Origin of the sequence: Clavibacter sp. B3I6 (genome assembly GCF_030816895.1) — a bacterium.
Taxonomy (GTDB): domain Bacteria; phylum Actinomycetota; class Actinomycetes; order Actinomycetales; family Microbacteriaceae; genus Clavibacter.
In genome coordinates, this window is record NZ_JAUSYL010000001.1 from 572,990 (window position 1) to 593,061 (window position 20,072).

At 73.7% G+C, this 20,072-nt stretch carries 20 protein-coding genes; 7 read left to right on the top strand and 13 right to left on the bottom strand.

The features are described 5' to 3' along the window. Nucleotides 1-43: 43 nt before the first annotated feature. From QFZ62_RS02660 to QFZ62_RS02695, 8 genes are all read right to left on the bottom strand, one after another. The gene (locus tag QFZ62_RS02660; protein WP_307501368.1) at nt 44-748 is read right to left on the bottom strand and encodes a class I SAM-dependent methyltransferase; all 705 of its coding nucleotides are present in this window, start codon (nt 746-748) and stop codon (nt 44-46) included. Beyond that, nucleotides 748-1,968 carry a type III polyketide synthase gene (locus QFZ62_RS02665; RefSeq protein WP_307507670.1) on the bottom strand — a complete coding sequence of 407 codons (1,221 nt, stop codon included), beginning with the start codon at nt 1,966-1,968 and terminating at the stop codon, nt 748-750. Before QFZ62_RS02665 ends, QFZ62_RS02660 begins: the two co-directional genes overlap by 1 nt. Then, nucleotides 1,965-2,414: a DUF3618 domain-containing protein gene (locus QFZ62_RS02670; protein ID WP_307501370.1), complete on the bottom strand. Its 450-nt coding sequence runs from the start codon at nt 2,412-2,414 to the stop codon at nt 1,965-1,967. The genes QFZ62_RS02665 and QFZ62_RS02670 overlap by 4 nt, the downstream gene beginning before the upstream one ends. A gap of 144 nt (nt 2,415-2,558) precedes the next feature. Then, complete coding sequence (locus tag QFZ62_RS02675; protein ID WP_307501373.1) at nt 2,559-3,485, bottom strand: ABC transporter substrate-binding protein; 927 nt, start codon at nt 3,483-3,485, stop codon at nt 2,559-2,561. Nucleotides 3,486-3,499: 14 nt separating this feature from the next. Beyond that, nucleotides 3,500-4,225, bottom strand: coding sequence for an ABC transporter permease (locus tag QFZ62_RS02680; RefSeq protein WP_307501375.1), 726 nt, complete (start codon nt 4,223-4,225; stop codon nt 3,500-3,502). Beyond that, on the bottom strand, nt 4,222-4,920 hold the full coding sequence (locus tag QFZ62_RS02685) for an ABC transporter permease (protein ID WP_307501376.1): 699 nt from the start codon (nt 4,918-4,920) through the stop codon (nt 4,222-4,224). Before QFZ62_RS02685 ends, QFZ62_RS02680 begins: the two co-directional genes overlap by 4 nt. Continuing rightward, a complete protein-coding gene (locus QFZ62_RS02690; protein ID WP_307501378.1) occupies nt 4,917-5,822 on the bottom strand; it encodes an ABC transporter ATP-binding protein in 906 nt (301 codons plus the stop codon). The genes QFZ62_RS02685 and QFZ62_RS02690 overlap by 4 nt, the downstream gene beginning before the upstream one ends. Before the next feature lie 23 nt (nt 5,823-5,845). Beyond that, nucleotides 5,846-6,007 carry a hypothetical protein gene (locus tag QFZ62_RS02695; RefSeq protein ID WP_307501380.1) on the bottom strand — a complete coding sequence of 54 codons (162 nt, stop codon included), beginning with the start codon at nt 6,005-6,007 and terminating at the stop codon, nt 5,846-5,848. Here QFZ62_RS02695 and QFZ62_RS02700 point away from each other — a divergent pair. Next, a complete protein-coding gene (locus QFZ62_RS02700) occupies nt 6,006-6,737 on the top strand; it encodes an SOS response-associated peptidase (RefSeq protein ID WP_307501382.1) in 732 nt (243 codons plus the stop codon). The two genes, QFZ62_RS02695 and QFZ62_RS02700, sit on opposite strands and share 2 nt — an antisense overlap. 37 nt (nt 6,738-6,774) lie before the next feature. Continuing rightward, nucleotides 6,775-7,872: an App1 family protein gene (locus tag QFZ62_RS02705; RefSeq protein WP_307501384.1), complete on the top strand. Its 1,098-nt coding sequence runs from the start codon at nt 6,775-6,777 to the stop codon at nt 7,870-7,872. Nucleotides 7,873-7,939: 67 nt separating this feature from the next. On the opposite strand, the gene QFZ62_RS02710 is transcribed toward QFZ62_RS02705, so the two are convergent. Next, a complete protein-coding gene (locus QFZ62_RS02710) occupies nt 7,940-8,809 on the bottom strand; it encodes an aldo/keto reductase (protein WP_307501385.1) in 870 nt (289 codons plus the stop codon). A gap of 250 nt (nt 8,810-9,059) precedes the next feature. Between QFZ62_RS02710 and QFZ62_RS02715 the strand changes: the two genes are divergently transcribed. Together QFZ62_RS02715 and pnuC are read left to right on the top strand one after the other, a co-directional pair. Beyond that, nucleotides 9,060-9,386, top strand: coding sequence for a DUF6504 family protein (locus QFZ62_RS02715; RefSeq protein ID WP_307501386.1), 327 nt, complete (start codon nt 9,060-9,062; stop codon nt 9,384-9,386). 126 nt (nt 9,387-9,512) lie between these two features. Further along, nucleotides 9,513-10,211: a nicotinamide riboside transporter PnuC gene (gene pnuC, locus QFZ62_RS02720; RefSeq protein ID WP_307501387.1), complete on the top strand. Its 699-nt coding sequence runs from the start codon at nt 9,513-9,515 to the stop codon at nt 10,209-10,211. 27 nt (nt 10,212-10,238) lie between these two features. On the opposite strand, the gene QFZ62_RS02725 is transcribed toward pnuC, so the two are convergent. From QFZ62_RS02725 to QFZ62_RS02735, 3 genes are all read right to left on the bottom strand, one after another. Continuing rightward, nucleotides 10,239-11,510 carry an LCP family protein gene (locus QFZ62_RS02725; protein ID WP_307501389.1) on the bottom strand — a complete coding sequence of 424 codons (1,272 nt, stop codon included), beginning with the start codon at nt 11,508-11,510 and terminating at the stop codon, nt 10,239-10,241. Between the two features lie 106 nt (nt 11,511-11,616). Then, a complete protein-coding gene (locus QFZ62_RS02730; protein ID WP_307501391.1) occupies nt 11,617-12,366 on the bottom strand; it encodes a dienelactone hydrolase family protein in 750 nt (249 codons plus the stop codon). 96 nt (nt 12,367-12,462) lie between these two features. Next, the gene (locus QFZ62_RS02735) at nt 12,463-13,830 is read right to left on the bottom strand and encodes a glucose-6-phosphate dehydrogenase (RefSeq protein ID WP_307501393.1); all 1,368 of its coding nucleotides are present in this window, start codon (nt 13,828-13,830) and stop codon (nt 12,463-12,465) included. Between the two features lie 112 nt (nt 13,831-13,942). Here QFZ62_RS02735 and QFZ62_RS02740 point away from each other — a divergent pair, with 112 nt between their 5' ends. From QFZ62_RS02740 to QFZ62_RS02750, 3 genes are read left to right on the top strand one after another with little or no spacing between them, the layout of a single operon-like run. After that, nucleotides 13,943-17,365: a DNA polymerase III subunit alpha gene (locus QFZ62_RS02740; RefSeq protein ID WP_307501396.1), complete on the top strand. Its 3,423-nt coding sequence runs from the start codon at nt 13,943-13,945 to the stop codon at nt 17,363-17,365. A 55-nt stretch (nt 17,366-17,420) separates the two neighbouring features. Beyond that, a complete protein-coding gene (locus QFZ62_RS02745; protein ID WP_307501398.1) occupies nt 17,421-18,467 on the top strand; it encodes an aromatic acid exporter family protein in 1,047 nt (348 codons plus the stop codon). After that, nucleotides 18,464-19,396: an alpha/beta fold hydrolase gene (locus QFZ62_RS02750; RefSeq protein WP_307501400.1), complete on the top strand. Its 933-nt coding sequence runs from the start codon at nt 18,464-18,466 to the stop codon at nt 19,394-19,396. The genes QFZ62_RS02745 and QFZ62_RS02750 overlap by 4 nt, the downstream gene beginning before the upstream one ends. A 102-nt stretch (nt 19,397-19,498) precedes the next feature. Here QFZ62_RS02750 and QFZ62_RS02755 read toward each other — a convergent pair whose 3' ends face one another. Further along, nucleotides 19,499-20,065, bottom strand: a complete 567-nt coding sequence (locus tag QFZ62_RS02755) for a YceI family protein (protein ID WP_191148983.1) — start codon at nt 20,063-20,065, stop codon at nt 19,499-19,501. Nucleotides 20,066-20,072: the final 7 nt, after the last annotated feature.

The following is a 20,072-nucleotide window of genomic DNA, read 5'->3' on the forward strand; positions in this document are numbered from 1 at the left end:
CCCGACGGGCCCACACCGCCCACCACGAGCACGTGGTGCCGGGTCATCGGCGCGCGCGTCCCGCGCCGGGGTCGCGGACGAGGAGCACGCGGAAGGGCACGGCGCCCTCGACGCGCCACCCGGGGGGCACGCGGAGGGCCAGCTCGACGGGCCGCCAGCTGCGACGGATCGAGCGGAGCCCGTCGACGTGCACGAAGGACCCCCGCGCCACCGTCCGGGCGAGCGGGCCGTAGGCGGCGTAGGCGACGCGGCCGCGGGCGATGTCGCTGTGCAGCGCGCGCGGCGCGAGGGCGGCGGAGTCGGCCAGGAACGCGTCGAACGCCGCCTCGTCGAGGTGGTGCAGCACGTGGTTGCTCGTCACGAGGTCGAACCGGCGGCCCTCGGCCACCAGCTCCGCGCTCGACGCCGCGAGGAACCGGACGTCGGGGTCGGCGGGCAGGGCGCGCGCGTACGCGGCGGCACGCGGGTCCGGGTCGATCCCGGTGACGCGGAGCCGCAGCCCGTCGCGCCGGGCCCACCGGGCGAGCGCGAGCGGGACGTCGCCGCCGCCCGACCCGATGTCGAGCAGCGTCGTCTCCCGCGCGGCCGACAGCAGCGGACGGATCCGCGACCGGTAGACCCCGCGCCACCCGGCCACGACCCGGTTCACGAGCGCGAACCGCGCGTAGGTGCGCGCGAGGGCGTCCGGGTCGCAGTCGGGCGCGTCCATGAGCTCGGTGAGCTCCGTGTCGCGCCGCGACAGGTCCATCAGGCGGTCCGGCGCGTCATGAGCGCCGTCTCGACCGTGAGGCCGGGACCGAACGCCATGGCGCACACGCGGCCCGCGCCGGGACCGGAGGCGACCGCCGGCGCGGCATCCGCGGCGTCAGGCCGGCCGGGGACGTCCGCGGGCGGCGTGCCGTGCAGGATCCGGCGCAGCACGAACAGCACCGTGGCGCTCGACATGTTGCCGACCTCGGCGAGCGTCGACCGGGAGGCCGCCAGCTGCGCGGGCGCGAGCGCGAGACGGTCCTCCACGCGGTCGAGGATGCTCCGGCCGCCCGGGTGGATGGCCCAGTCCTCGATGTCGGCGGGGGCGACGCCGTCGAGCGCGGGCACCTGCGCCCACAGCGGCTCGAGCGCGCCCGTGATGTGGTCGTCGATGATCCTCGGCACGTAGCTGGAGAGGATCATGTCGAAGCCCTGGTCGCCGATGGTCCACGCCATGTCGTCCTCACCCACGGGGGTGAGGACGGTCTCGAAGGCGTCGAGGTCGAGCACGGTGGATCCCGCCGGCGCCGGCCGGGCGGTCACGATCGCGGCCGCGGCCCCGTCGCCGAAGACGGAGGACGCGACGATCGTGTCGGCGTCGTCCGACGAGTGCAGGTGCAGCGAGCACAGCTCCACGCACACGACGAGGACGACGGCGTCCGGGTCGGCGGCGCAGAACTGGGACGCCATGCGCAGCGCCGGGAACGCGCCGTAGCAGCCCATGAAGCCGAGGTGGAAGCGCTGCGTGGACGCGCCGAGCCCGAGCCCGCGGACCACCGCGTAGTCGGGTCCGGGCGCGTAGAAGCCCGTGCAGGAGACGGTGACGACGTGCGTGACGTCGTCCGCGGCGATGCCGGCGGCCTCCTCGAGGGCCTGGCGCGCGGCGCCGAGCAGCAGCGCGGGCGCCTCGCGGATGTACGCGTCGTTGCGCGCGCCGGTGCCGGGGGTGAGGATCCGGCCGGTCGCGCGGTCGTAGAAGACCGGGTCGCCGCCGTCGGGCTCGGCCGGGGCGTCGGCGCCCGGCATCCCGGGCGCGGTCCCGAGCTCGCGGATCACGGAGTGGCGGGTCCGGATCCCCGACGCCCCGAAGGCCGCGGAGACGAGCCGCGTGCCGAGGCGTCCGAGCTCCGGCTGGCTGCCGAACAGGTCGCGCACGGCGTCCTGCGCGAGGACCGTCGGCGGCAGCGCCGTGGCAATGGAGCGGATCGAGGCGGTCAGCGTCGGCCGCCGGAGACGACGGCGGCGCCGACCGCGAGGACGACCGCCACGGCGCCCGCACCGATGGAGGCGGCGATGGCCGGCTGCTCGCGCGTGAAGGAGCGCGTGCGCTGCGTCACGTCATCGGCGGTCGAGCGGACGCGGGACGTCACGCCGTCGCGGATCCCGCGCGCGCGTCCCACGGCGTCGGCCTTCAGCTCCTGGGCGCGGGCGGGCACGTCGAGCGCGGTCTCCAGCTCCCGGACCGTCCGGGCGAGCTCGTCGCGTCGGGCCTGGATGTCGCGCTTCAGCTCCTCAGGGCTGCGCTTCGGGGCGGGCGGGATGTTCGCGCCCTGGCCGCGCGGGGCCGACTCGGCCACCGTCTTGTGCTTGCGGACCTCGCGGGCGACCGTGGTGACGGCGCCGAGGACGCTCACCTCGCCGGTCGCGTGCTTCTTCTTGGCCATGCGCGGGCTCCTGTCGTCGGGTACGGCGTGCGGTGGATCCATTCTGCTCCGTCGGCCGGGGTGCGGGCACCGACGGGGCGAGGGGCCGGCGCTCGCGCGTCGGCCCCTCGCGGGTGCCGGGCGTCGCCGCCCGGCCGGCACCTCCTAGAAGAGGGCCTTCTCCTTCAACCAGTCGGCGGCGATCGCCTTGGGCTCCGCCTTCTCGTCGCCCTGGTTGCGGCGGTTCATCTCGGTGAGGTCCTCGGTGGTCAGCGCGGCCGACACCTCGTCCAGGACGGACGTGATGTCGGCGTCCATCTTCGCGGTCTTCACGAGCGGCACGACGTTCTGCGCCTTGATGAGGTTCTCGGGGTCCTCGAGCGTGACGAAGCCGTTGTCGAGGATCGACGGGGTGGTCGAGTAGATGTTCGCGATGTCGACCTGGCCGTCGAGGAGCGCCTTGACGGTGTTGGGGCCGCCCTGGTCCTCGATGGTGACGAGGCTCGCGTCGACGCCGTAGACGTCCGTGAGGCCGGGGATCCCGTACTCGCGCTCGCCCAGCACGGCGCCGCCGCCGACGCGGACGGCCTTGCCCTCGAGGTCCGCGAGGCTCGTGACGCCCTCGGACTCCGAGTACTCCTTGGTGACGTTGTACGAGTCCTTGTCCTCGGCGGGCGACTCGTCGAGCACCTCGAAGCCCTCGGGCAGGGCGTCGCCGAGCGCCGCGTAGACGTCGTCGCTCGAGGTCGCGGTGGACTCCGCGTCGTAGGCGGCGAGCAGGTTGCCCGTGTACTCGGGGATGAGGTCGATCGACCCCTCCTCGAGCGCCTTGAGGTAGACCTCGCGCTCGCCGATCTGGAGGTTGCGGGTGACCTTCACGTCGTTGGCCTCGAGGGCCTGCGCGTAGATCTCGGCCAGGATGACGTTCTCGCCGAAGGCGGCGGAGCCGACGGAGATGGTGTCGGTGGGGGCGGCGGACGCCGACCCGCCCGAGGTGTCGAGGGGGTCGCCGGACGAGCAGCCGGCGAGGGCCATCGCGGTGCCCAGCGCGACGGTGCCGACGAGGAGCCGGCGGGAGATGCTGTGGGACATGAGCTGTGTTCCTTTCAGGATGCGGTGCTGACCGCCGGCCTCGACGAGGTCCGGGCGGAGTCGGGGGTGCGTCCGGCGGCGGCGACGACGCCCCGCGGGATCACGAGGCGCTGCACGACCGCGAACACGGCGTCCACGACGAGCGCGAGGACGGTGACGAGGATCGAGGACGCCAGCAGGAGGGGGAAGTCGCGCGTGGTCAGGCCGGTGAAGATGTCGCGGCCGAGGCCGCCGAGCCCGAGGAAGGCCCCGAGCGTGACGGTGCTGATGACCTGCAGGGTCGCCGCGCGGAAGCCGCTGATGATGAGCGGCAGCGCGAGCGGGATCTCGACCCGGCCGAGGATCTGCCACTCCGTCATCCCGACCGCGCGGGCCGCGTCGATGGCGGGCCGGTCGACCGCCTGGATGCCCGCGTACACGCCGGCGAGGAGCGGCGGGATGCCCAGGATGGCGAAGGTGAGGATCGGACCCGTGAGGCCGATGCCGAAGAGCAGGCCGAGGAGCACGAGCACGCCGAGCGTCGGCAGGGCGCGCAGCCCACCCGAGAACGCGACGGCGACGTTGCGCCCGCGGCCCGTGTGGCCGATGTAGAGGCCGGCCGGGACGGCGACGAGCGCCGCGAGGCCCATCGCCAGGCCCGTGTACCCGAGGTGCTCGAGGAGGCGGGTGCCGTATCCGGTGCTGCCGCCCCAGCGGGAGCCGTCGAGGAGGAGGCCGAAGGCCTCGGCGAAGAGGTTCACGAGGCGCTCGCATCCGTGACGAGGACGGCGCGGCGGGCGGAGCGCGACCGCGCGCGGAGGGACGGCGTGCGGGCCCACGGCATGAGGAGCCGGCCGGCGAGCAGCAGGATCAGGTCGAAGAGGAGCGAGATCACGAGGATGCCGACGATGCCCGTGAGGATCTCCGTGTAGAACTGCCGCCGGTACCCCGTGAGGATCATGGTGCCGAGGCTCTGGATGCCGGAGAGCGACCCGACGGTCACCATGCTGACCGTGCTCACGGACACGACGCGGAGGCCGGCGAGGAGGACGGGTCCGGCCAGCGGCAGCTCGACCCGCCAGAAGCGGGCCCAGCCGGCGTAGCCCATGGCGGTGGCGGACTGCTTGACGTCCTCGGGGACGGAGGCCAGCGCGTCCGCCGTGATGCGGATCATGAGCGCGACGGCGTAGACGCTGAGCGCGACGACGACGTTGAGGGGGTCGATGATCGTGGTCCCGATGATCGCCGGGATCGACAGGAGCAGCGCGATGGACGGGATCGTGTACAGCGCCCCGCCGACCGCGAGCAGGGAGCCCCGCGCGCGGCGGTAGCGGTTGGCGAGCCATCCCAGCGGCAGCGCGAGCACGAAGCCGAGGAGGACGGGCGTGGCGGACAGCGCGACGTGCGCGACAGCCAGGTCGAGGACGGTCTGGATGTTGGCGAGGACCCAGTTCACGCGGGTCCCGCACCCTGCGCCGGGGCACCGGGGGCGTGCGCGGCCCCCGCCTCGCTCGGAGCGGATGCGGAGCGGGCGGCGGTGCGCCCCTCGTCGTCGAGCACGCCGACGAGCCGGCCGTCGCGGTCGACGAGGACCCGGCCGGTGCCGGTGTCCTCGAGGTGCAGCGCGCGCTTGCCCTTGTCGGCGCCCACGAAGTCGCGGACGAAGTCGTTGGCCGGGTTCGAGAGGATCTCCTGCGGCGTGCCCTGCTGGGCGATGCGGCCGCCCTTCTCGAGGATCACCACCTGGTCGCCGAGGAGGAACGCCTCGTCGATGTCGTGCGTCACGAAGACGACGGTCTTGTCGAGCTGGGTGCGCAGCCGGATGAGCTCCTGCTGGAGGTCGTCGCGCACGAGCGGGTCGACGGCACCGAACGGCTCGTCCATGAGCAGGATGTTCGGGTCGACCGCGAGGCCGCGGGCCACGCCCACGCGCTGCTGCTGGCCGCCGGAGAGCTGGGACGGGTAGCGGTCGGCCATCGACCGGTCGAGGCCCACGGTGTCCATGAGGCGGAGGGCGTCCGCGCGCGCCGTGCGCTTGTCGACGCCGGTGAGGCGCGGCACGGTCGCGATGTTGTCGACCACCCTGCGGTGCGGGAGGAGGCCGGAGTTCTGCATCACGTAGCCGATGCGGCGGCGGAGCTTCACGGCGTCCTCGGTGGCGATGTCGGTGCCGTCGATCTCGATGCGCCCGCTCGTGGGGTCGACCATCCGGTTGATCATCCGCATGAGCGTCGTCTTGCCGCAGCCGGAGGATCCGACGAGGACGGTGGTGGTCCGCGAGGGCACGACGAGGCTGAAGTCCTCGATCGCGAGCGTGCCGTCCGGGTACTGCTTGCGGACGTGGTGGAACTCGATCATGGGTGGCTCATTCCTCGTAGGCACTACGAATCGACACTTGCCAGGTAGACCAGGGAACCACGGGGCCGGGCGATCGTCCGCACCCGCACGATGCATGTCGCCAGTTCGTAACATGTCCGACGCTCCGCGGACAGGGGCTTGCGCAGGTGCCCGCCGTCGGTCGCATCGGCCAGGATGGAGGGCATGACGCGCATCCTCGCCAGGTCCCTGACCGCCGACGACCTGGTGGGTCTCCTCGACGTGGATCACGCGGGCGCGGCCGTGCCCGCCCCCTCCTGGCGCATCGCGCCGGGCCAGCGCGTCGCCGTCCTGGTGGACACGCTCCCCCGCCGTCCCGAGGGCGACACGGAGGACCAGGTGCCCGTGCGCCGGCTGGAGTCCGCGCGCTGGGGCCTCGTCCCGGCGGGATCCCCGGGCCCCGACCAGGGTCCGCCGCTCGCCGAGGTCCCCGCGGAGTCGCTCGCCTCGCGTCCGGACCTCCTGCAGGCGCTCGTCGCGCGCCGCGCCGCGATCCCCGTGTCGGGGTACTACGAGTGGCACGAGACGGACGACGGCGTCCGCACGCCCTACCTCGTCGGGGCGGGCGACGGCGTCGTGCTGCTCGCCGCGCTGTACGAGTGGTGGCGGGATCCGTCGCGCCCCGCCGACGACCCCGCCCGCTGGGTGCTCAGCTGCGCGGTCCTCACGCGGCCGTCGGCCGGCACGGTGGAGGCGCTCGCGGAGCGGATGCCCGTGGTCCTGTCGCCCGACGTCGTGGAGGAGTGGCTCGACCCCACGGCGGAGGGCTCGCCCGACCTGCTGCGCGCGGTGGCCGCGCAGGCGGAGGACGTGGTCGAGCAGCTCGCCATGGACGAGGTCGGGCCCGGCATCGACCAGGACGCGCCGGACACCGCCGAGCTCGCCCGGCCCGTCTGAGGCGTGGCGCGGCCCTCGGGTCTGGTTGACTGACCGCGTGGCACCCACCTCGAAGAAGAAGAAGAACGCGACCCGCACGCTCCTCGAGTCACCGGCTGCCGCACCCGTGCTGCACCGGGCGGCCCGCATCGAGGACCGCATCCACGAGATCCGCGAGGGCCGCGCCCGCAAGCGCGGCCTCACCCCCACCGTCATCCCGTACGCGGGCTACGGCTCGGTCCGCTGGGTCCGCGTCCTCTGCCGCGTGCTCCTCACCGATCCGCAGAGCCGCCGCGCCCTCGCCGGCGACAAGAGCGTGCGCGGCTGGCGCAGCTTCACGAGCGTGCCGCTGACGGACGTGGCCGTCACGGTCGAGATCGACGGCACCGAGCACGAGGTGCGCGCCGACCGCGGCGGCGTGGTCGACATGGTCGTCGAGGCGTCGCTGCCGAGCGGCTGGCACACCATCCGCCTCCGCGCGCAGGGGTCCGAGACGGTCGAGGCGCCGGTGTTCATCGTCGGCGACGAGGTGCGCACCGGGATCCTCAGCGACATCGACGACACCGTGATGGTCACCGCGCTCCCCCGCCCCTTCCTCGCCGCGTGGAACACCTTCGTGCTCGACGAGCACGCGCGGACGCCCACGCCGGGCATGGCCGTGCTCTACGAGCGCCTCCGCCTGCAGCACACGGGCGCGCCCGTCCTCTACCTGTCCACCGGCGCCTGGAACGTGGCCCCCACGCTCACCCGGTTCCTGTCGCGGAACCTGTACCCGCCGGGACCGATCCTCCTCACCGACTGGGGCCCCACCGTCGACCGGTGGTTCCGCAGCGGCATGGAGCACAAGCGGCTGAACCTGCAGCGGCTCGCGGAGGAGTTCCCCCAGGTCAAGTGGATCCTCGCGGGCGACGACGGCCAGCACGACGAGCTGCTCTACGGCGAGTTCGCCGACGAGCACCCCGACAACGTCGAGGTCGTGCTCATCCGCCAGCTGTCGGCCGGCGAGGCCGTGCTCGCGGGCGGCCGGGCGAAGGCCGAGAAGCGCGCGCTCGACAGCTCGATCCCGTGGGTCTACGCGCCCGACGGTGCCAGCCTGCTCGCGCAGCTCGACGACCTCGGGCTCGCGGACGACTCCGGCACCCGCATCGGCACGTAGGACGCCTCCGGACGCACGAGGGCCCCGCAGGAGATCTCCTGCGGGGCCCTCGTGCGTGCGGGAAGGATCAGACGGCGTCGGTGAGCGCCTGGAACTCGTCGTCGGTGAGCTCGATGCCCGCCGCGGCGATGTTGTCCTCGACGTGCCCGACCGACTTGGTGCCGGGGATCGGCAGCATGACGGGCGAGCGGCGGAGGAGCCACGCGAGCGCGAGCTGCGAGGGGGTCGCGTCGTGCTGCTTCGCGAGGGCGTCGAGCGGGCCGCCGTCCTTCGCGAGCTCGCCGGTCGCGAGCGGGAACCACGGGATGAACGCGAGGCCCTCGGCCTCGGCGTACTCGAGCAGCGGCTCGGCGTCGCGCTTGGCGAGGTTGAAGAGGTTCTGCACGGAGACGATCTCGGCGATCTCCCGTGCCGCCTTCACGTCGTCGACCTGGACCTCGGACAGGCCGATGTGGCGGATCTTGCCCTCGGACTGCAGGTCCTTGAGCACGCCGATCTGGTCGGCGAGCGGGACGGCGGGGTCGATGCGGTGCAGCTGGTAGAGGTCGATGCGCTCGAGGCCGAGGTGGCGGAGGCTCAGCTCGGCCTGCTGGCGCAGGTACTCGGGGCGGCCGACGGGCTGCCAGTCGCCGGGGCCGGGGCGCGTGAGCCCGCCCTTGGTGGCGACGACGACCTCGTCGGCGTACGGGTGGAGCGCCTCCTTGAGGAGCTCCTCGGCCACGAACGGGCCGTAGGAGTCGGCGGTGTCGAAGAACGTGACGCCGAGCTCGGCGGCGCGGCGGATGACGCGGACGGCCGCGGCCGGATCCTCGGGGGCGCCCCAGACGCCGTCGCCGGTCAGCTGCATGGTGCCGTAGCCGAGCCGGACGACGGGCAGGTTGCCGCCGATGGTGAAGGTGCCGGAAGCCTCGGCGGGGCGGGTGGTGGTGTCGGTCATGTGGACCCTCCTCGGGTGTCGATGACGAGGGGGCGTCTGCCGCCCTCGGGACCCTGGAGCCAACGCGGCGGACCTCCGATCCATGCCCGATGCGCGCGATGCGGACGCGACCCTCAGGCTCCGGTGGAGGGTGAGGCGGATCCGCCCGCTCCCCTCGTGGATGTCGGCGCCCGTTCCTACACTCGAGGAAGAGGTTCGAACACCCGTTCGAACGACGAGGCGCGGCCGGCGCGACGACGGGAGGAGCGGCATGATGCGGATCGACGAGGACGTGGAGGTCGAGCTCTCGGGAGACGGGTCGCCGCTCCGGTTCACCTGGCGGGGCGTGGTCTACGGGGTCGTCAGCTCGCCCGAGCGGTGGATCGCCCGGGTCGACTGGTGGCAGCGCACGGGCCGCGCGCCCCGCGGCGCGAGCGCCCACCTCCTGGAGCTCAGCATGTGGCGCGTGGAGGCGGTGCCGCTCACCACGGGCGCCCGCCGGGTCGACGGGTCGTTCGACCTGAGCGTCGACGCGCGCGGCCGGTGGTCGCTCGTCACGGCGTCGGACGAGGAGCTCGACACCCGCCTCTTCGCGTGACGCGGCGTGACGCGGCGCGGTGCCGCGGGGAATAGCGGACGGGCTCCGGGCCTTCACCACATCGGCGCCGCGCACGGCGCCCCGCTCGCGATCACCCGGATCGTGCGCGCACGGAGGGATCCCGGCATGGCGGCACTCGAGTGGCTGTTCGACGCGCAGCTCCGCATCGGCGACCAGGTCGTGCTCTGGCGCGAGATCGTCGGCAACCTCTTCGGCCTCGCCAGCGCGCTCGGCGGCATGCGCCGGAAGGTCTGGGCGTGGCCCGTCGGCATCGTCGGCAACGTGCTGCTCTTCACCGTCTTCCTCGGCGCGGTCTTCGGCACGCCGAACCCCGTGAACCTCCTCGGCCAGGCCGGGCGCCAGGTGATGTTCATCGCCGTGTCGATCTACGGCTGGCACCGCTGGAACCAGGCCCGCCACGGCGGCGCCCCCGTCGTCCCGCAGTGGGCGTCCGGCCGCCAGCGCGTCCTCCTCGTGGTCGCGCTCGTCGGCGGCACCGCGATCCTCACCCCGGTCTTCCGCGCCCTCGGCTCCTACGAGCCCGTGTGGGCCGACGCCTGGATCTTCGTCGGCTCGCTCCTCGCCACCTACGGCATGGCGAAGGGGTGGGTGGAGTTCTGGCTGATCTGGGTCGCCGTCGACCTCGTCGGCGTGCCGCTGCTCGTGGGCGCCGGCTACTACGCGTCCGCCTTCATGTACGTCTTCTACGGCGCCTTCACCCTCGCGGGCTTCTTCGTCTGGATGCGCGCCCGCGGATCCGCGACGCCCGCCGTCGAGACGGTATTCCCCGACCCGCGGGTCGTCGAGGCGCCCGCCGACCGCTAGGCGCGGCCCGCTCGATCCCGCCGCGCGTCAGCGGCCCTGGCCGTTGGAGCAGGTGCTCTGCGCCGCGGTCTGCCCGGTGATGCTCGCGTCGAGCACCTCGGACGTCGGCGTGGGGGTCGGCGCGGGCGTGGACCCGTCGGCGGGGGCCACGGGCGCCGGGGTCGCGGGCGACGTCGTCGCGCCGTCGGCCGGGACGCTGCCGGACTCGTCGGTCGCGGCCGGCTGGCCGAGCGAGAAGTCCGCGTCGGAGGCGAGCAGGCCGACGAGCTGCGCGGCGGCGACCTCGTCCGGCTGCACCCGCCCGTTCGCCAGCACCTCGCCCGGGTACTGCAGGAAGACCACGTCGTCGAGCGGGATGTCCCGGAAGGTGAGGGCCACCGACACGAGGGTGTCGAGGTCGGCGAGCGAGGTGGACAGCTGCATGTTGTCGACCACGGCGCGCGCGATGCCGTAGAGCTTGGCCGGGTTGGTCAGCGTGTCCGCGCTCTTGATGGTGCGCACGAGCGCGCTGAGGAAGACCTGCTGGTTCCCGATGCGGGAGATGTCGCTGCCGTCGCCCACGCCGTAGCGCGTGCGGAGGAACTGCACGGCGTCCTTGCCCTGCAGGGTGTGCAGACCCGGATCCAGCGACAGGTCGGTCTTCGGGTCGTAGATGCCGTTGGCCACGCAGACCTCGACGCCGCCGACCGCGTTGGACATCTCGACCACGCCGTTGAACTGCACGACGCCGCCGTACGGGATGTCGAGCCCGGTGAGGCCCTCGACCATGCGCACGGTGCAGTCGAAGCCGCCGCGGGACAGCGACTCGTTGAGCTGGGCGCGGGTGCTCGCCGCGTACTCCGTGCCGTCGGGGCCCGTGCACGCGGGGATGGGGACGAGCATGTCGCGGGGGAACGAGACGACCGTCGCGCGGGTGCTGTCCTCGCTGATGTGCAGCAGCATCGTCACGTCGTTGAGCGTCGCTGTGCCCACGTCCTCCGCGGCGCCGTACCCGTCGCCCTGGCCGGCGCGGCTGTCGCTGCCGACGATGAGGATGTTCGCCCCGCCGTCGATCCCGCCCAGCGACGGCGGGAGGGCCTGGCCGCTGGAGATGTCGACGGTGTTGCTCGCGACGGTGCGGGAGAGGTCCCAGAACGCGATGCCCGCGACCGAGAGCGTGCTCGCGAGCGCGACCGCGACCACGCCGGCGATGCCCTTCATGACGGTGCGGCCCGCGCTCGGCGCGCGGAGACGGCCGTGGCGGGCGATGCCGCGGACGTGGGCACGGTCCGCGCGGGTCCTCTGGGGGGCGTGCTGCATGGTGGATCTCTCGTCGCCGGGCGGGGAGGCTCGGGCGTGGCCGCCCGCATCCTCCACAGGGTAGCCGAGGGCGGTGGAGGGTCCGCCCGGCGCGCGGCCGGATGCGCTAGGGCGCGGGAGGCGCCGCGTCCGTCAGGTGCGCGTGGAGGAACGCGTCGATCCGCTGCCAGGCGTCCGCGGCGGACGCGGGCTCCGGGCCCATGCCGGAGGAGCGCAGGAGCGGGCGGAGGATCCGGGGTCCCGTCGGGGTGTCGTTGAGGAATGAGTGCCCGGCGTCCGGATGCTCGCGCACGTCGTGCTCGATGCCGTGCACCGTGAGGGCGGCCTCGAGCCGGGCGGCGGATCCCGCCAGCGGACGGTCCCGGCCGCCGTAGCTCGCGACGATCGGGCACGCGCCCTCCAGCACCCCGTCGAGGTCCTCGGGGAGCACCCCGTAGTTGACGCTCGAGACGTCGAACCCGCGGGAGGCCGCCGCGAGGGCGAAGCCGCCGCCCAGGCAGAAGCCGATGACGCCCACGCGGCCCGTGCAGTCGGCGCGGCCCACGAGCAGGCGGCGGGCCGACTCGACGTCCGCGAACGCGCGGCCCTCCCCCGCCACGAGCGCCCGGAACGTCGCGCCGAGGCAGCGGCGCGCCCCGCCCGCGGAGAAGAGGTCGGGCAGGAGCGCGAGGAAGCCGGCCTCGGCGAGGCGCTCCGCCTGGCGGCGCATCACGTCGGTGACGCCGAACGCCTCGTGCACCACCACGACCGCGGGCCAGGGGCCCTCGCCGTCGGGCACCGCCAGCACGCCGTGCAGACCGGGTGACGCGCCGGGTGAGGCGGCGGGCACGGGGATGTCGGCGAGGGTCACGGGCATGCCCTCACGCTAGGACCGGGCCGCGCCGGCGCCGCTCGCCGGCGACGACGCCCAGCGAGCCGTCATGCGACGGGCGTCAGGGCCGTGCGGCGGGCGTCAGCGCCAGGCGGTGGGCCCGGCGGATCCGGCGCGGTACTCGGCCATCGGCACGCGGTCGCCCTTCCAGGCGCGCATGACGGGCGCGACGATGCGCCAGCACCGCTCGGCCACGTCGCCGCGGACCGACAGGCGCGGGTCGCCCGCGAGGATGCCGTCGAGCACCTCGCCGTACGGGGTGAGCTCGGGCGGGGCGAAGTCGGCGCGGAACGTGGACTGGGTGAGCGTGAAGGGCTCGCCCGTGCCGTCCATGGTGACCTCGAGCGTGATGCCGTCGGGCTTCAGGTCGATGACGAGCCGGTCGGGGCGGGCGGACCCGTGGAGGCCGCGCGGCAGGTGCGCGACCGGCTTGAACGTGACGACGATGCGCTTGGACGCCTCCTTGAGCGCCTTGCCCGAGCGCAGGCGGAACGGGACGCCCGCCCAGCGCGCGTTCGCGACGCCGAAGGTGACCTCGGCGAGCGTCTCGGTCTGGTTGGCCGGATCCACGCCCTCCTCCTTCGCGTAGGCGAGGATGCGCGTGCCCCCGACGGAGCCCGCCGTGTACCGGGCGCGGCGGCTGTGGGCCACCGGGTCGTTGTCCCAGACCTCGGTGGCGCGGAGGACCGACGCGATGTTCGAGCGCAGGTCGTCCGGGTCGATGCTCGCGGGCGGCTCCATCGCGAAGACGGCGAGCACCTGCAGCAGGTGGCTCTGGATCATGTCGACCAGCGCGCCCGACTTGTCGTAGTAGCCGGCGCGGCCCTCGAGCGCGAGCTGCTCGTCGTAGAGGATTTCCACCTTCTCGATGTCCCGCGCGCTCCACACCGACTCGAAGAAGCGGTTGGCGAAGCGCAGCGACACGAGGTTGAGCACGGTGGACAGGCCGAGGAAGTGGTCGGTGCGGTGGATGCGCTCCTCCGGCACGAGCTTCAGCAGCTGGCGGTTGAGCTGGGCGGCCGTGCGGCTGTTCGAGCCGAACGGCTTCTCGAGCGCGAGCGTGGTGCCCTCCGGCAGGTCGAGCTTCCCCAGCTGCTCGCACACCTCTATGGAGATGGCCGGCGGCAGCGCGAAGTAGAGCGCCGGCGCGCCCTCGCACGCGTCGAGGATGCGCTTCAGGTCGTCCACGTCCGTGGGGTCGGCCTGGATGTACTGGGTGGACGAGACGATGCCCGCCGCGCGCCGCCCCTTCGCGTCGACGGAGTCGAACGCGGCCTTGACCGTCCTCTTCCACTCGTCGGCCCCGCGCTCGCTCCGGCCCGTGCCGATGAGCTGGATGCGCCGCCCCCGATCGCTCGCCACGAGGCTGCCGAGACCCGGCAGGAGGAGGCGTTCCGTGAGGTCGCCGCTGGCGCCGAGGATGACGAGGGTGAAGGGTTCGCTGGTCATCCTCCGAGACTACGGGTCGCGACCGCGCGGCAGCCGACCTACACTGGGCGAGTCGAACATCCGTTCGAACACCGCGTCCGGGAGGGCGCGGCGGATCCGTCGGGAGGCGCGCGTGAGCTTCACCCACCTGCACGTCGCGTCCGCCTTCTCCGCCCACTTCGGCACCACGGCGCCCGAGGCGCTGGTCGACCGGGTCGCGTCCGAGGGCGCGTCGGCCGCGGCGATCACCGACCGCGACGGCCTGTACGGCGCGGTCCGCCACATCCGCCGCTCGATCGCCGCGGGCGTCTCCCCCGTCGTGGGCGCGGAGCTCGGCCTCACGGGCGAGCACCCGGGCAGGATCTCGGTGCTCGCGCACGGCGGCACGCACGGCCAGGGCTGGGCGGCGCTCAGCCGGCTCATCAGCGCGAGCCACGGGCGGGGCACGGCGCGGAGCACCGCCCGGAGCGCCCAGGCCGGCATCGCGCGCACCCGGCCGCCCGCGTTCCTCCTCGGCGAGGACGGGCCGGTCGGCACGGTCATGCTCGGGCCCGACTCCGACGTGGGCCGCGCCGTCGCCGCGGGCGACCACGCGCTCGCCTCCCGCCACCTGGCCGAGTGGGCCAGGCTCCTGCCCGGCGCGATCGTCGTCGAGGTCGTCTGCCACTACACGGAGCCCGGCGAGTCGGCGAGCCTCCGGCACGCCGCCCGCATGCTCGAGCTCGCCGAGGCCCACCGCGTCCCCGCGGTGCTCACCAACGCGGTGCGCTACCTGGAGCCGGACGACGCGCTCACGGGCGACGTGCTCGACGCCGCGGGCACGCTGCGGCCGCTCGGCTCGTTCCGGCTGCAGCCCAACGGCCAGGCGTGGCTCAAGCCGCCGGCGGTCATGCAGGACATCGCGCGGGAGATCGCGGGCGCGTCCTCCCTCGACCGGCGCGCGGGCGAGGCGCTGCTGCGCGCCACCGAGGAGCTTGCGGACCGCTGCCGGCTGGATCCGGACGCCGACCTCGCCTGGCGGAAGCCGAAGCTGCCGGAGAAGTCGGTCATCGGCGTCACGGGCGACCCGGACGAGGCCCTCTGGCGGAAGGCCGAGGCGGGCGTCACCGAGCGCTTCGGGCACGTCGACGAGTCGATGCGGCAGCGCGTGCTCGCCCGCATGCGCACGGAGCTGCAGACCATCACGGGCTTCGGCTTCGCCACCTACTTCCTCACCGTGGCCGACGTGTGCTCCCTCATGCGCGACATGGGGGTGCGCAACCAGGCGCGCGGATCCGGCGCCGGCAGCCTCGTCAACTACCTCCTGCGCATCTCCAACGTCGATCCGCTCGAGCACGACCTCCTCTTCGAGCGCTTCCTCGGCAAGGTGCGCTCGACCCTGCCCGACATCGACATCGACGTGGAGTCCGCCCGCCGGCACGAGGTGTACCACCGGGTGTTCGAGAAGTACGGCAGCAACCGGGTCACGCTGCTGTCGATGCAGAACACCTACCGGGCCCGCGGCGCCGCGCGCGACGCGGGGCTCGCGCTCGACCTCGACGAGCAGCAGATCGACTTCATCGCCAAGAACATCTGGCGCTTCAACGCGCGGGAGTTCCGCGCCGTCCTCGAGACGAAGCCGGAGCTCAAGCCCATCGCCGACCTCGTGCGCGACGACCCGAGCATCGACCTGCTCGTCGACCTCACCGAGCGGCTCGACCGGCTCCCCCGGCACATCTCCATGCACCCGTGCGGCGTGATCCTCGGCGACTCCGACCTCCTCAGCACGAGCCCCGTGCAGCCGAGCGGCATGGGACTGCCCATGAGCCAGTTCGACAAGGACGACATCGACGACATGGGGCTCCTGAAGCTCGACATCCTCGGCGTGCGGATGCAGAGCACCATGGCGTACGCGCTGGACGAGATCCACCGCATCCACGGCCCGCGCTCGGCCGTGGCGGGCGGCATCCCGGTGGACGCGCGCTACGTGCACCGCGACGGGCGCATCGAGCTCGACGAGATCCCGCACGACGACGAGGAGACCTTCGCCGCCATCCGCACGACGCACACGCTCGGCATGTTCCAGATCGAGTCGCCCGGGCAGCGCGAGCTCATCGGCAAGATGCAGCCCGACGTGTACGAGGACCTCATCGCCGACATCTCGCTGTTCCGGCCGGGCCCCATGAAGGGCAACATGGTCGCGCCGTTCCTCGACACGAAGCACGGCATCACCCGGCCCGACTACCTGCACCGCCGGTTCGCGCCGTTCCTCGCGCCCACCTTCGGCGTGGTCATCTACCACGAGCAGGTCATCCGGATCTTCGCCGACTGCATGCAGGTGTCGCTCGCCGAGGCCGACGAGCTGCGCCGCAACATGGAGCGGCAGGACACCGTGGTCGAGGCCGCGTTCCGGGAGCGCACGTCCGCCCACGTGGACGGGCGCACGGGCGAGCGCCCCTTCACGGACCAGGACGTCGAGCGCATCTGGAAGGCGCTGAAGGGCTTCGGCTCGTTCGGCTTCTGCAAGGCGCACGGCGCGGCCTTCGCGCTGCCCACCTGGCAGAGCGCGTGGCTGAAGACGCACTACCCGGCGGAGTTCCTCGCGGGGATCCTCACGCACGACCCCGGCATGTACCCCAAGCGCCTGCTGCTCACCGAGGCCCGGCGCATGGGCGTGCCCGTGCTGCCGCTCGACGTCAACCGGTCCACGGGCGCCTACCGGGTGGAGCGCGTGGAGGGCGACGCGACGACCGGGCGCACGCGGATCGGCGAGCTGGGGATCCGGCTGTCGCTGCAGGACGTGCACGGCATGAGCGAGGCGGAGCTCGAGCGCATCGAGGCCGGCCAGCCGTTCGACTCCATCACCGACTTCTACGCGAAGGCGCAGCCGTCGCGCGCGCTGCTGGAGCGGCTCGCGGCCGTGGGGGCGCTCGACTCGCTGGCCACCTCGGCCGACGACCTCGCGGCCCGCGGGCCCGCCTCCCGCGGCGACGTCATGGCGTTCGTCCGGCGGCTCACGGCGCGCGCGGCGCGGCCCGCGGATCCGGCCGGGCAGCTGCCGCTGTTCGTCGACGACCGCGACCTCATCCCGCGCGGCTCGCCCGACCCCGACGGCCGCGAGCGGGTGAGCGCCGAGCTCGACATCCTGCAGATGGAGGTCACCGAGCACGTGCTCGAGAGCTACCGGCCCATGCTCGACGAGCTCGGCGTGATCCCCGCGAGCCAGCTCCTCGAGGTGCGCAGCGGCTCGGAGGTGGTGGTCGCGGGGATCCGCATCGCCACGCAGACCCCGCCCATGCGCAGCGGCAAGCGCGTCGTGTTCATCAGCCTCGACGACGGCACGGGTTGCTCCGACTCCACCTTCTTCGACGAGGCGCAGCAGAAGGCGGGGCCCATGCTGTTCGGCACGCGGCTGCTCGTCATCCGCGGGCGCACCCGGCGCACGGGCGAGCGCGGCGTCTCCATCCAGGCGGAGGACGCGTGGGACCTCAAGGAGATGTGGGCCAGGTGGCTGGCCGCCCGGCGGCAGGGCGCGGAGGCCGGCGGCGGGGTCGACGCCGAGGACGCGGTCGCCTGAGGCCCGCCGCGGGCAGGATGATGGGAGGACCCGAGACCGCCGCCGGAGGCCGCACGTGCGCATCACCACGACCGTCCGCACCACCACCCGGATCCCGTTCGTCCAGGTGGTCAAGACCTCCGTCGCCGCGGTCCTCGCCTGGTTCGCCTGCATCGCGCTGCTGCCGGCCCAGCTGCCCATCTTCGCGACCATCGCCGCGCTCCTCGTGGTGCAGCCGAGCATCAACCAGACCTTCGGCAAGGCGGTGGAGCGCAGCCTCGGCGTGATCACGGGCGTGCTGCTCGCGCTCGCGCTCGGCCTCGCGTTCGGCGGCTCCAGCTGGGTGGTGCTCACCGCCGTCGTCGTGGCCGTGCTGGTGGGCTGGGTGTTCCGCCTGACGCCCGGGTCGAGCACGCAGATCCCCATCAGCGCGATGCTCGTGCTCGCCATCGGGCAGCTCTCGCCCGTGTACGCGCTCGACCGCATCGTCGAGACGATCCTCGGCGCGGCCATCGGCGTCGCCGTCAACGTCGCGATCGCGCCGCCCGTGCTGCACCAGGCGAGCCGCCGCGCCGTGATCGGCCTCGCGGGCGAGTGCGCCGCCGCGCTCGACCGGCTCGCCGGCGCGCTCTCGGAGCCCGTGGACCGCGCGGAGCTCGCCCGCATGCTCACCCGGGCGCGGGAGCTCCGACCGCTGCACACGAAGGCCGTCGCCGAGGTCGACCGGGGCCTCGAGAGCCTCACCCTCAACCCCCGCCGCCGTCGGCACCGCGCGCTCCTCGAGGCCGACCGGGAGCTCCTTGCGACGCTCACCGTGCTGGTCAACCGCGTCGTCGGCATGACGCGCGCGGTGCACGACCGCTACGACCCGTCGCTCGCGGAGGAGCCCGTCGTGCGCGGCATCGCGACCGAGCTCACGCGTGCCGCCCACGACGTGCGGCTGCTGGCGGAGCACGCGCTCCCGGGCGGCGGCCGCGCCGACGGCGACGCGATCGACGAGGAGCCCGCGCTCACGGCCCCGCTCGTCGTGCTGGAGCCGAGCGAGGAGCACTGGATCCTCATCGGCTCGCTGCTGGAGGACATCCGCCGCATCCGCTCGGAGATCATCGGCGGGGCCGAGTGACGCGTCCGCTCCCGGGCTACAGCCCGCTCGAGCTCGACCCCGACCCGCGCGCCTCCGGCCTGGTGCGCGGCACGACGCCGACGCCGCTCGGCACGGTGCGGCACCACCACGTGCCCGCGCGCTCGTCGGACACCGCGACGGTCCTCCTGCACGGAGCCGCCGGATCGTGGACCACCTGGACGCCGCTCATCCGCACGGCGCGCGAGGCGGGTCTCCCGTTCGCGGACGTCGTCGCGATCGACCTGCCGGGCTGGGGCGGCTCCGCGCTCGACGCGGACGACGTCGACGCGACGGTCGACGCCATCGCCGACGCGGTCGCGCGCGTGGTCGACGGCCTCGGCTACGCGCGCTGGCGCCTCGTGGGCCACTCGATGGGCGGCTTCATCGCCCTGCACCTCGCGGCCCGGGAGCCGGCGCGGGCCGTCTCCGTCGAGCTCGTCTCCCCCACCACCTACTCGGTCATCCGGAGCGTCGCGCATCCGATCCGCGCGTTCCGCGTCATCCCCGGCTTCACGATGATGCTCGGCGTCATGCGCACCCTGCGCCGCCTGGGAGGCGCGGGCACGGCGCTCATCCGCGGCACCGGGCGCCTCGGCCTCATGCGCGCCGTCGCCCGGCCGCTCTTCGCCCACGGCGGGCGCGTCCGGCGCTCCGTCGTCGACGCCATCGCCGCGGAGGCCCGGCCGCGGGCGTTCTCGCTCGCGGCGGAGGTCACGCGCGGCTACGACGCGGACGGGCTCTGGTCGCGGATCGCGTGCCCGGTGGTGGCGGTGCGCGGCGACGACGACGTGTTCGTCTCGCCGGCCGACCTGGGGCTGCTGGCGCGCACGGTGACGGGCCTCCGCTCCGCCGTGATCCCGGACGCCGGCCACTTCGCGCACGTCGAGCGCCCCGCGGAGACGCTCCGGGCTCTCGGCCGCCTCCCCTGACGGACCGCGCCCCGGCACGACGACGCCCCCGGTCCCAGGAGGGAACGGGGGCGTCGGATCCGCGCGGGCGGATGCGGACGGGACGGGGCCCGACCGGGGGCGCTAGGCCGCGGGGGTCGCGAGGACCGCCTGGATGTCGAGCGTGATGGTGACCTTGTCGCCCAGCAGCACGCCGCCGGTCTCGAGGGCCGCGTTGTAGGTGAGGCCGAAGTCCTCGCGGTTCACGACCGTGGTCGCCGTCGCGCCGAACTTGGTCTGGCCGTACGGGTCCTGGCCGAAGCCGCCGAACTCGACGTCGAACGTGACGGGCTTGGTGACGCCGCGCATCGTGAACTCGCCGTCGATCTTCGCGTCGCCGTCCTTCTCCACGCGCACGGCGGTGGAGACGAAGTCGATGGTGGGGTGGTTCTCGGCGTCGAAGAAGTCGTTGGTGCGGAGGTGCTGGTCGCGGTTCGGCTCGTTGGTGTCGATGGAGACGATGGTCGCGTGGGCCTTCACGGAGCTCTGCTCGGGGGTGGCGCCCGTGACGATCTCGGCGTCGAAGTCCTTGAACGTGCCCTTGACCTTGCTGATCATGATGTGGCGGATGCTGAAGCCGACGGAGCTGTGGGTCTTGTCGATGGTCCAGGTGCCGGCGATGTATCCGGGGACGGTCGTGGTGTCGCTCATGTGCGTG

Bases quoted from the DNA above. Each gene is read 5' to 3' on its own strand.
- QFZ62_RS02660 (WP_307501368.1), bottom strand. From the start codon at position 748: ATGGACCTGTCGCGGCGCGACACGGAGCTCACCGAGCTCATGGACGCG.
- QFZ62_RS02670 (WP_307501370.1), bottom strand. From the start codon at position 2,414: ATGGCCAAGAAGAAGCACGCGACCGGCGAGGTGAGCGTCCTCGGCGCC.
- QFZ62_RS02675 (WP_307501373.1), bottom strand. From the start codon at position 3,485: ATGTCCCACAGCATCTCCCGCCGGCTCCTCGTCGGCACCGTCGCGCTG.
- QFZ62_RS02690 (WP_307501378.1), bottom strand. From the start codon at position 5,822: ATGATCGAGTTCCACCACGTCCGCAAGCAGTACCCGGACGGCACGCTC.
- QFZ62_RS02700 (WP_307501382.1), top strand. From the start codon at position 6,006: ATGACGCGCATCCTCGCCAGGTCCCTGACCGCCGACGACCTGGTGGGT.
- QFZ62_RS02695 (WP_307501380.1), bottom strand. From the start codon at position 6,007: ATGCCCTCCATCCTGGCCGATGCGACCGACGGCGGGCACCTGCGCAAG.
- QFZ62_RS02710 (WP_307501385.1), bottom strand. From the start codon at position 8,809: ATGACCGACACCACCACCCGCCCCGCCGAGGCTTCCGGCACCTTCACC.
- QFZ62_RS02715 (WP_307501386.1), top strand. From the start codon at position 9,060: ATGATGCGGATCGACGAGGACGTGGAGGTCGAGCTCTCGGGAGACGGG.
- pnuC (WP_307501387.1), top strand. From the start codon at position 9,513: ATGGCGGCACTCGAGTGGCTGTTCGACGCGCAGCTCCGCATCGGCGAC.
- QFZ62_RS02725 (WP_307501389.1), bottom strand. From the start codon at position 11,510: ATGCAGCACGCCCCCCAGAGGACCCGCGCGGACCGTGCCCACGTCCGC.
- QFZ62_RS02730 (WP_307501391.1), bottom strand. From the start codon at position 12,366: ATGCCCGTGACCCTCGCCGACATCCCCGTGCCCGCCGCCTCACCCGGC.
- QFZ62_RS02735 (WP_307501393.1), bottom strand. From the start codon at position 13,830: ATGACCAGCGAACCCTTCACCCTCGTCATCCTCGGCGCCAGCGGCGAC.
- QFZ62_RS02755 (WP_191148983.1), bottom strand. From the start codon at position 20,065: ATGAGCGACACCACGACCGTCCCCGGATACATCGCCGGCACCTGGACC.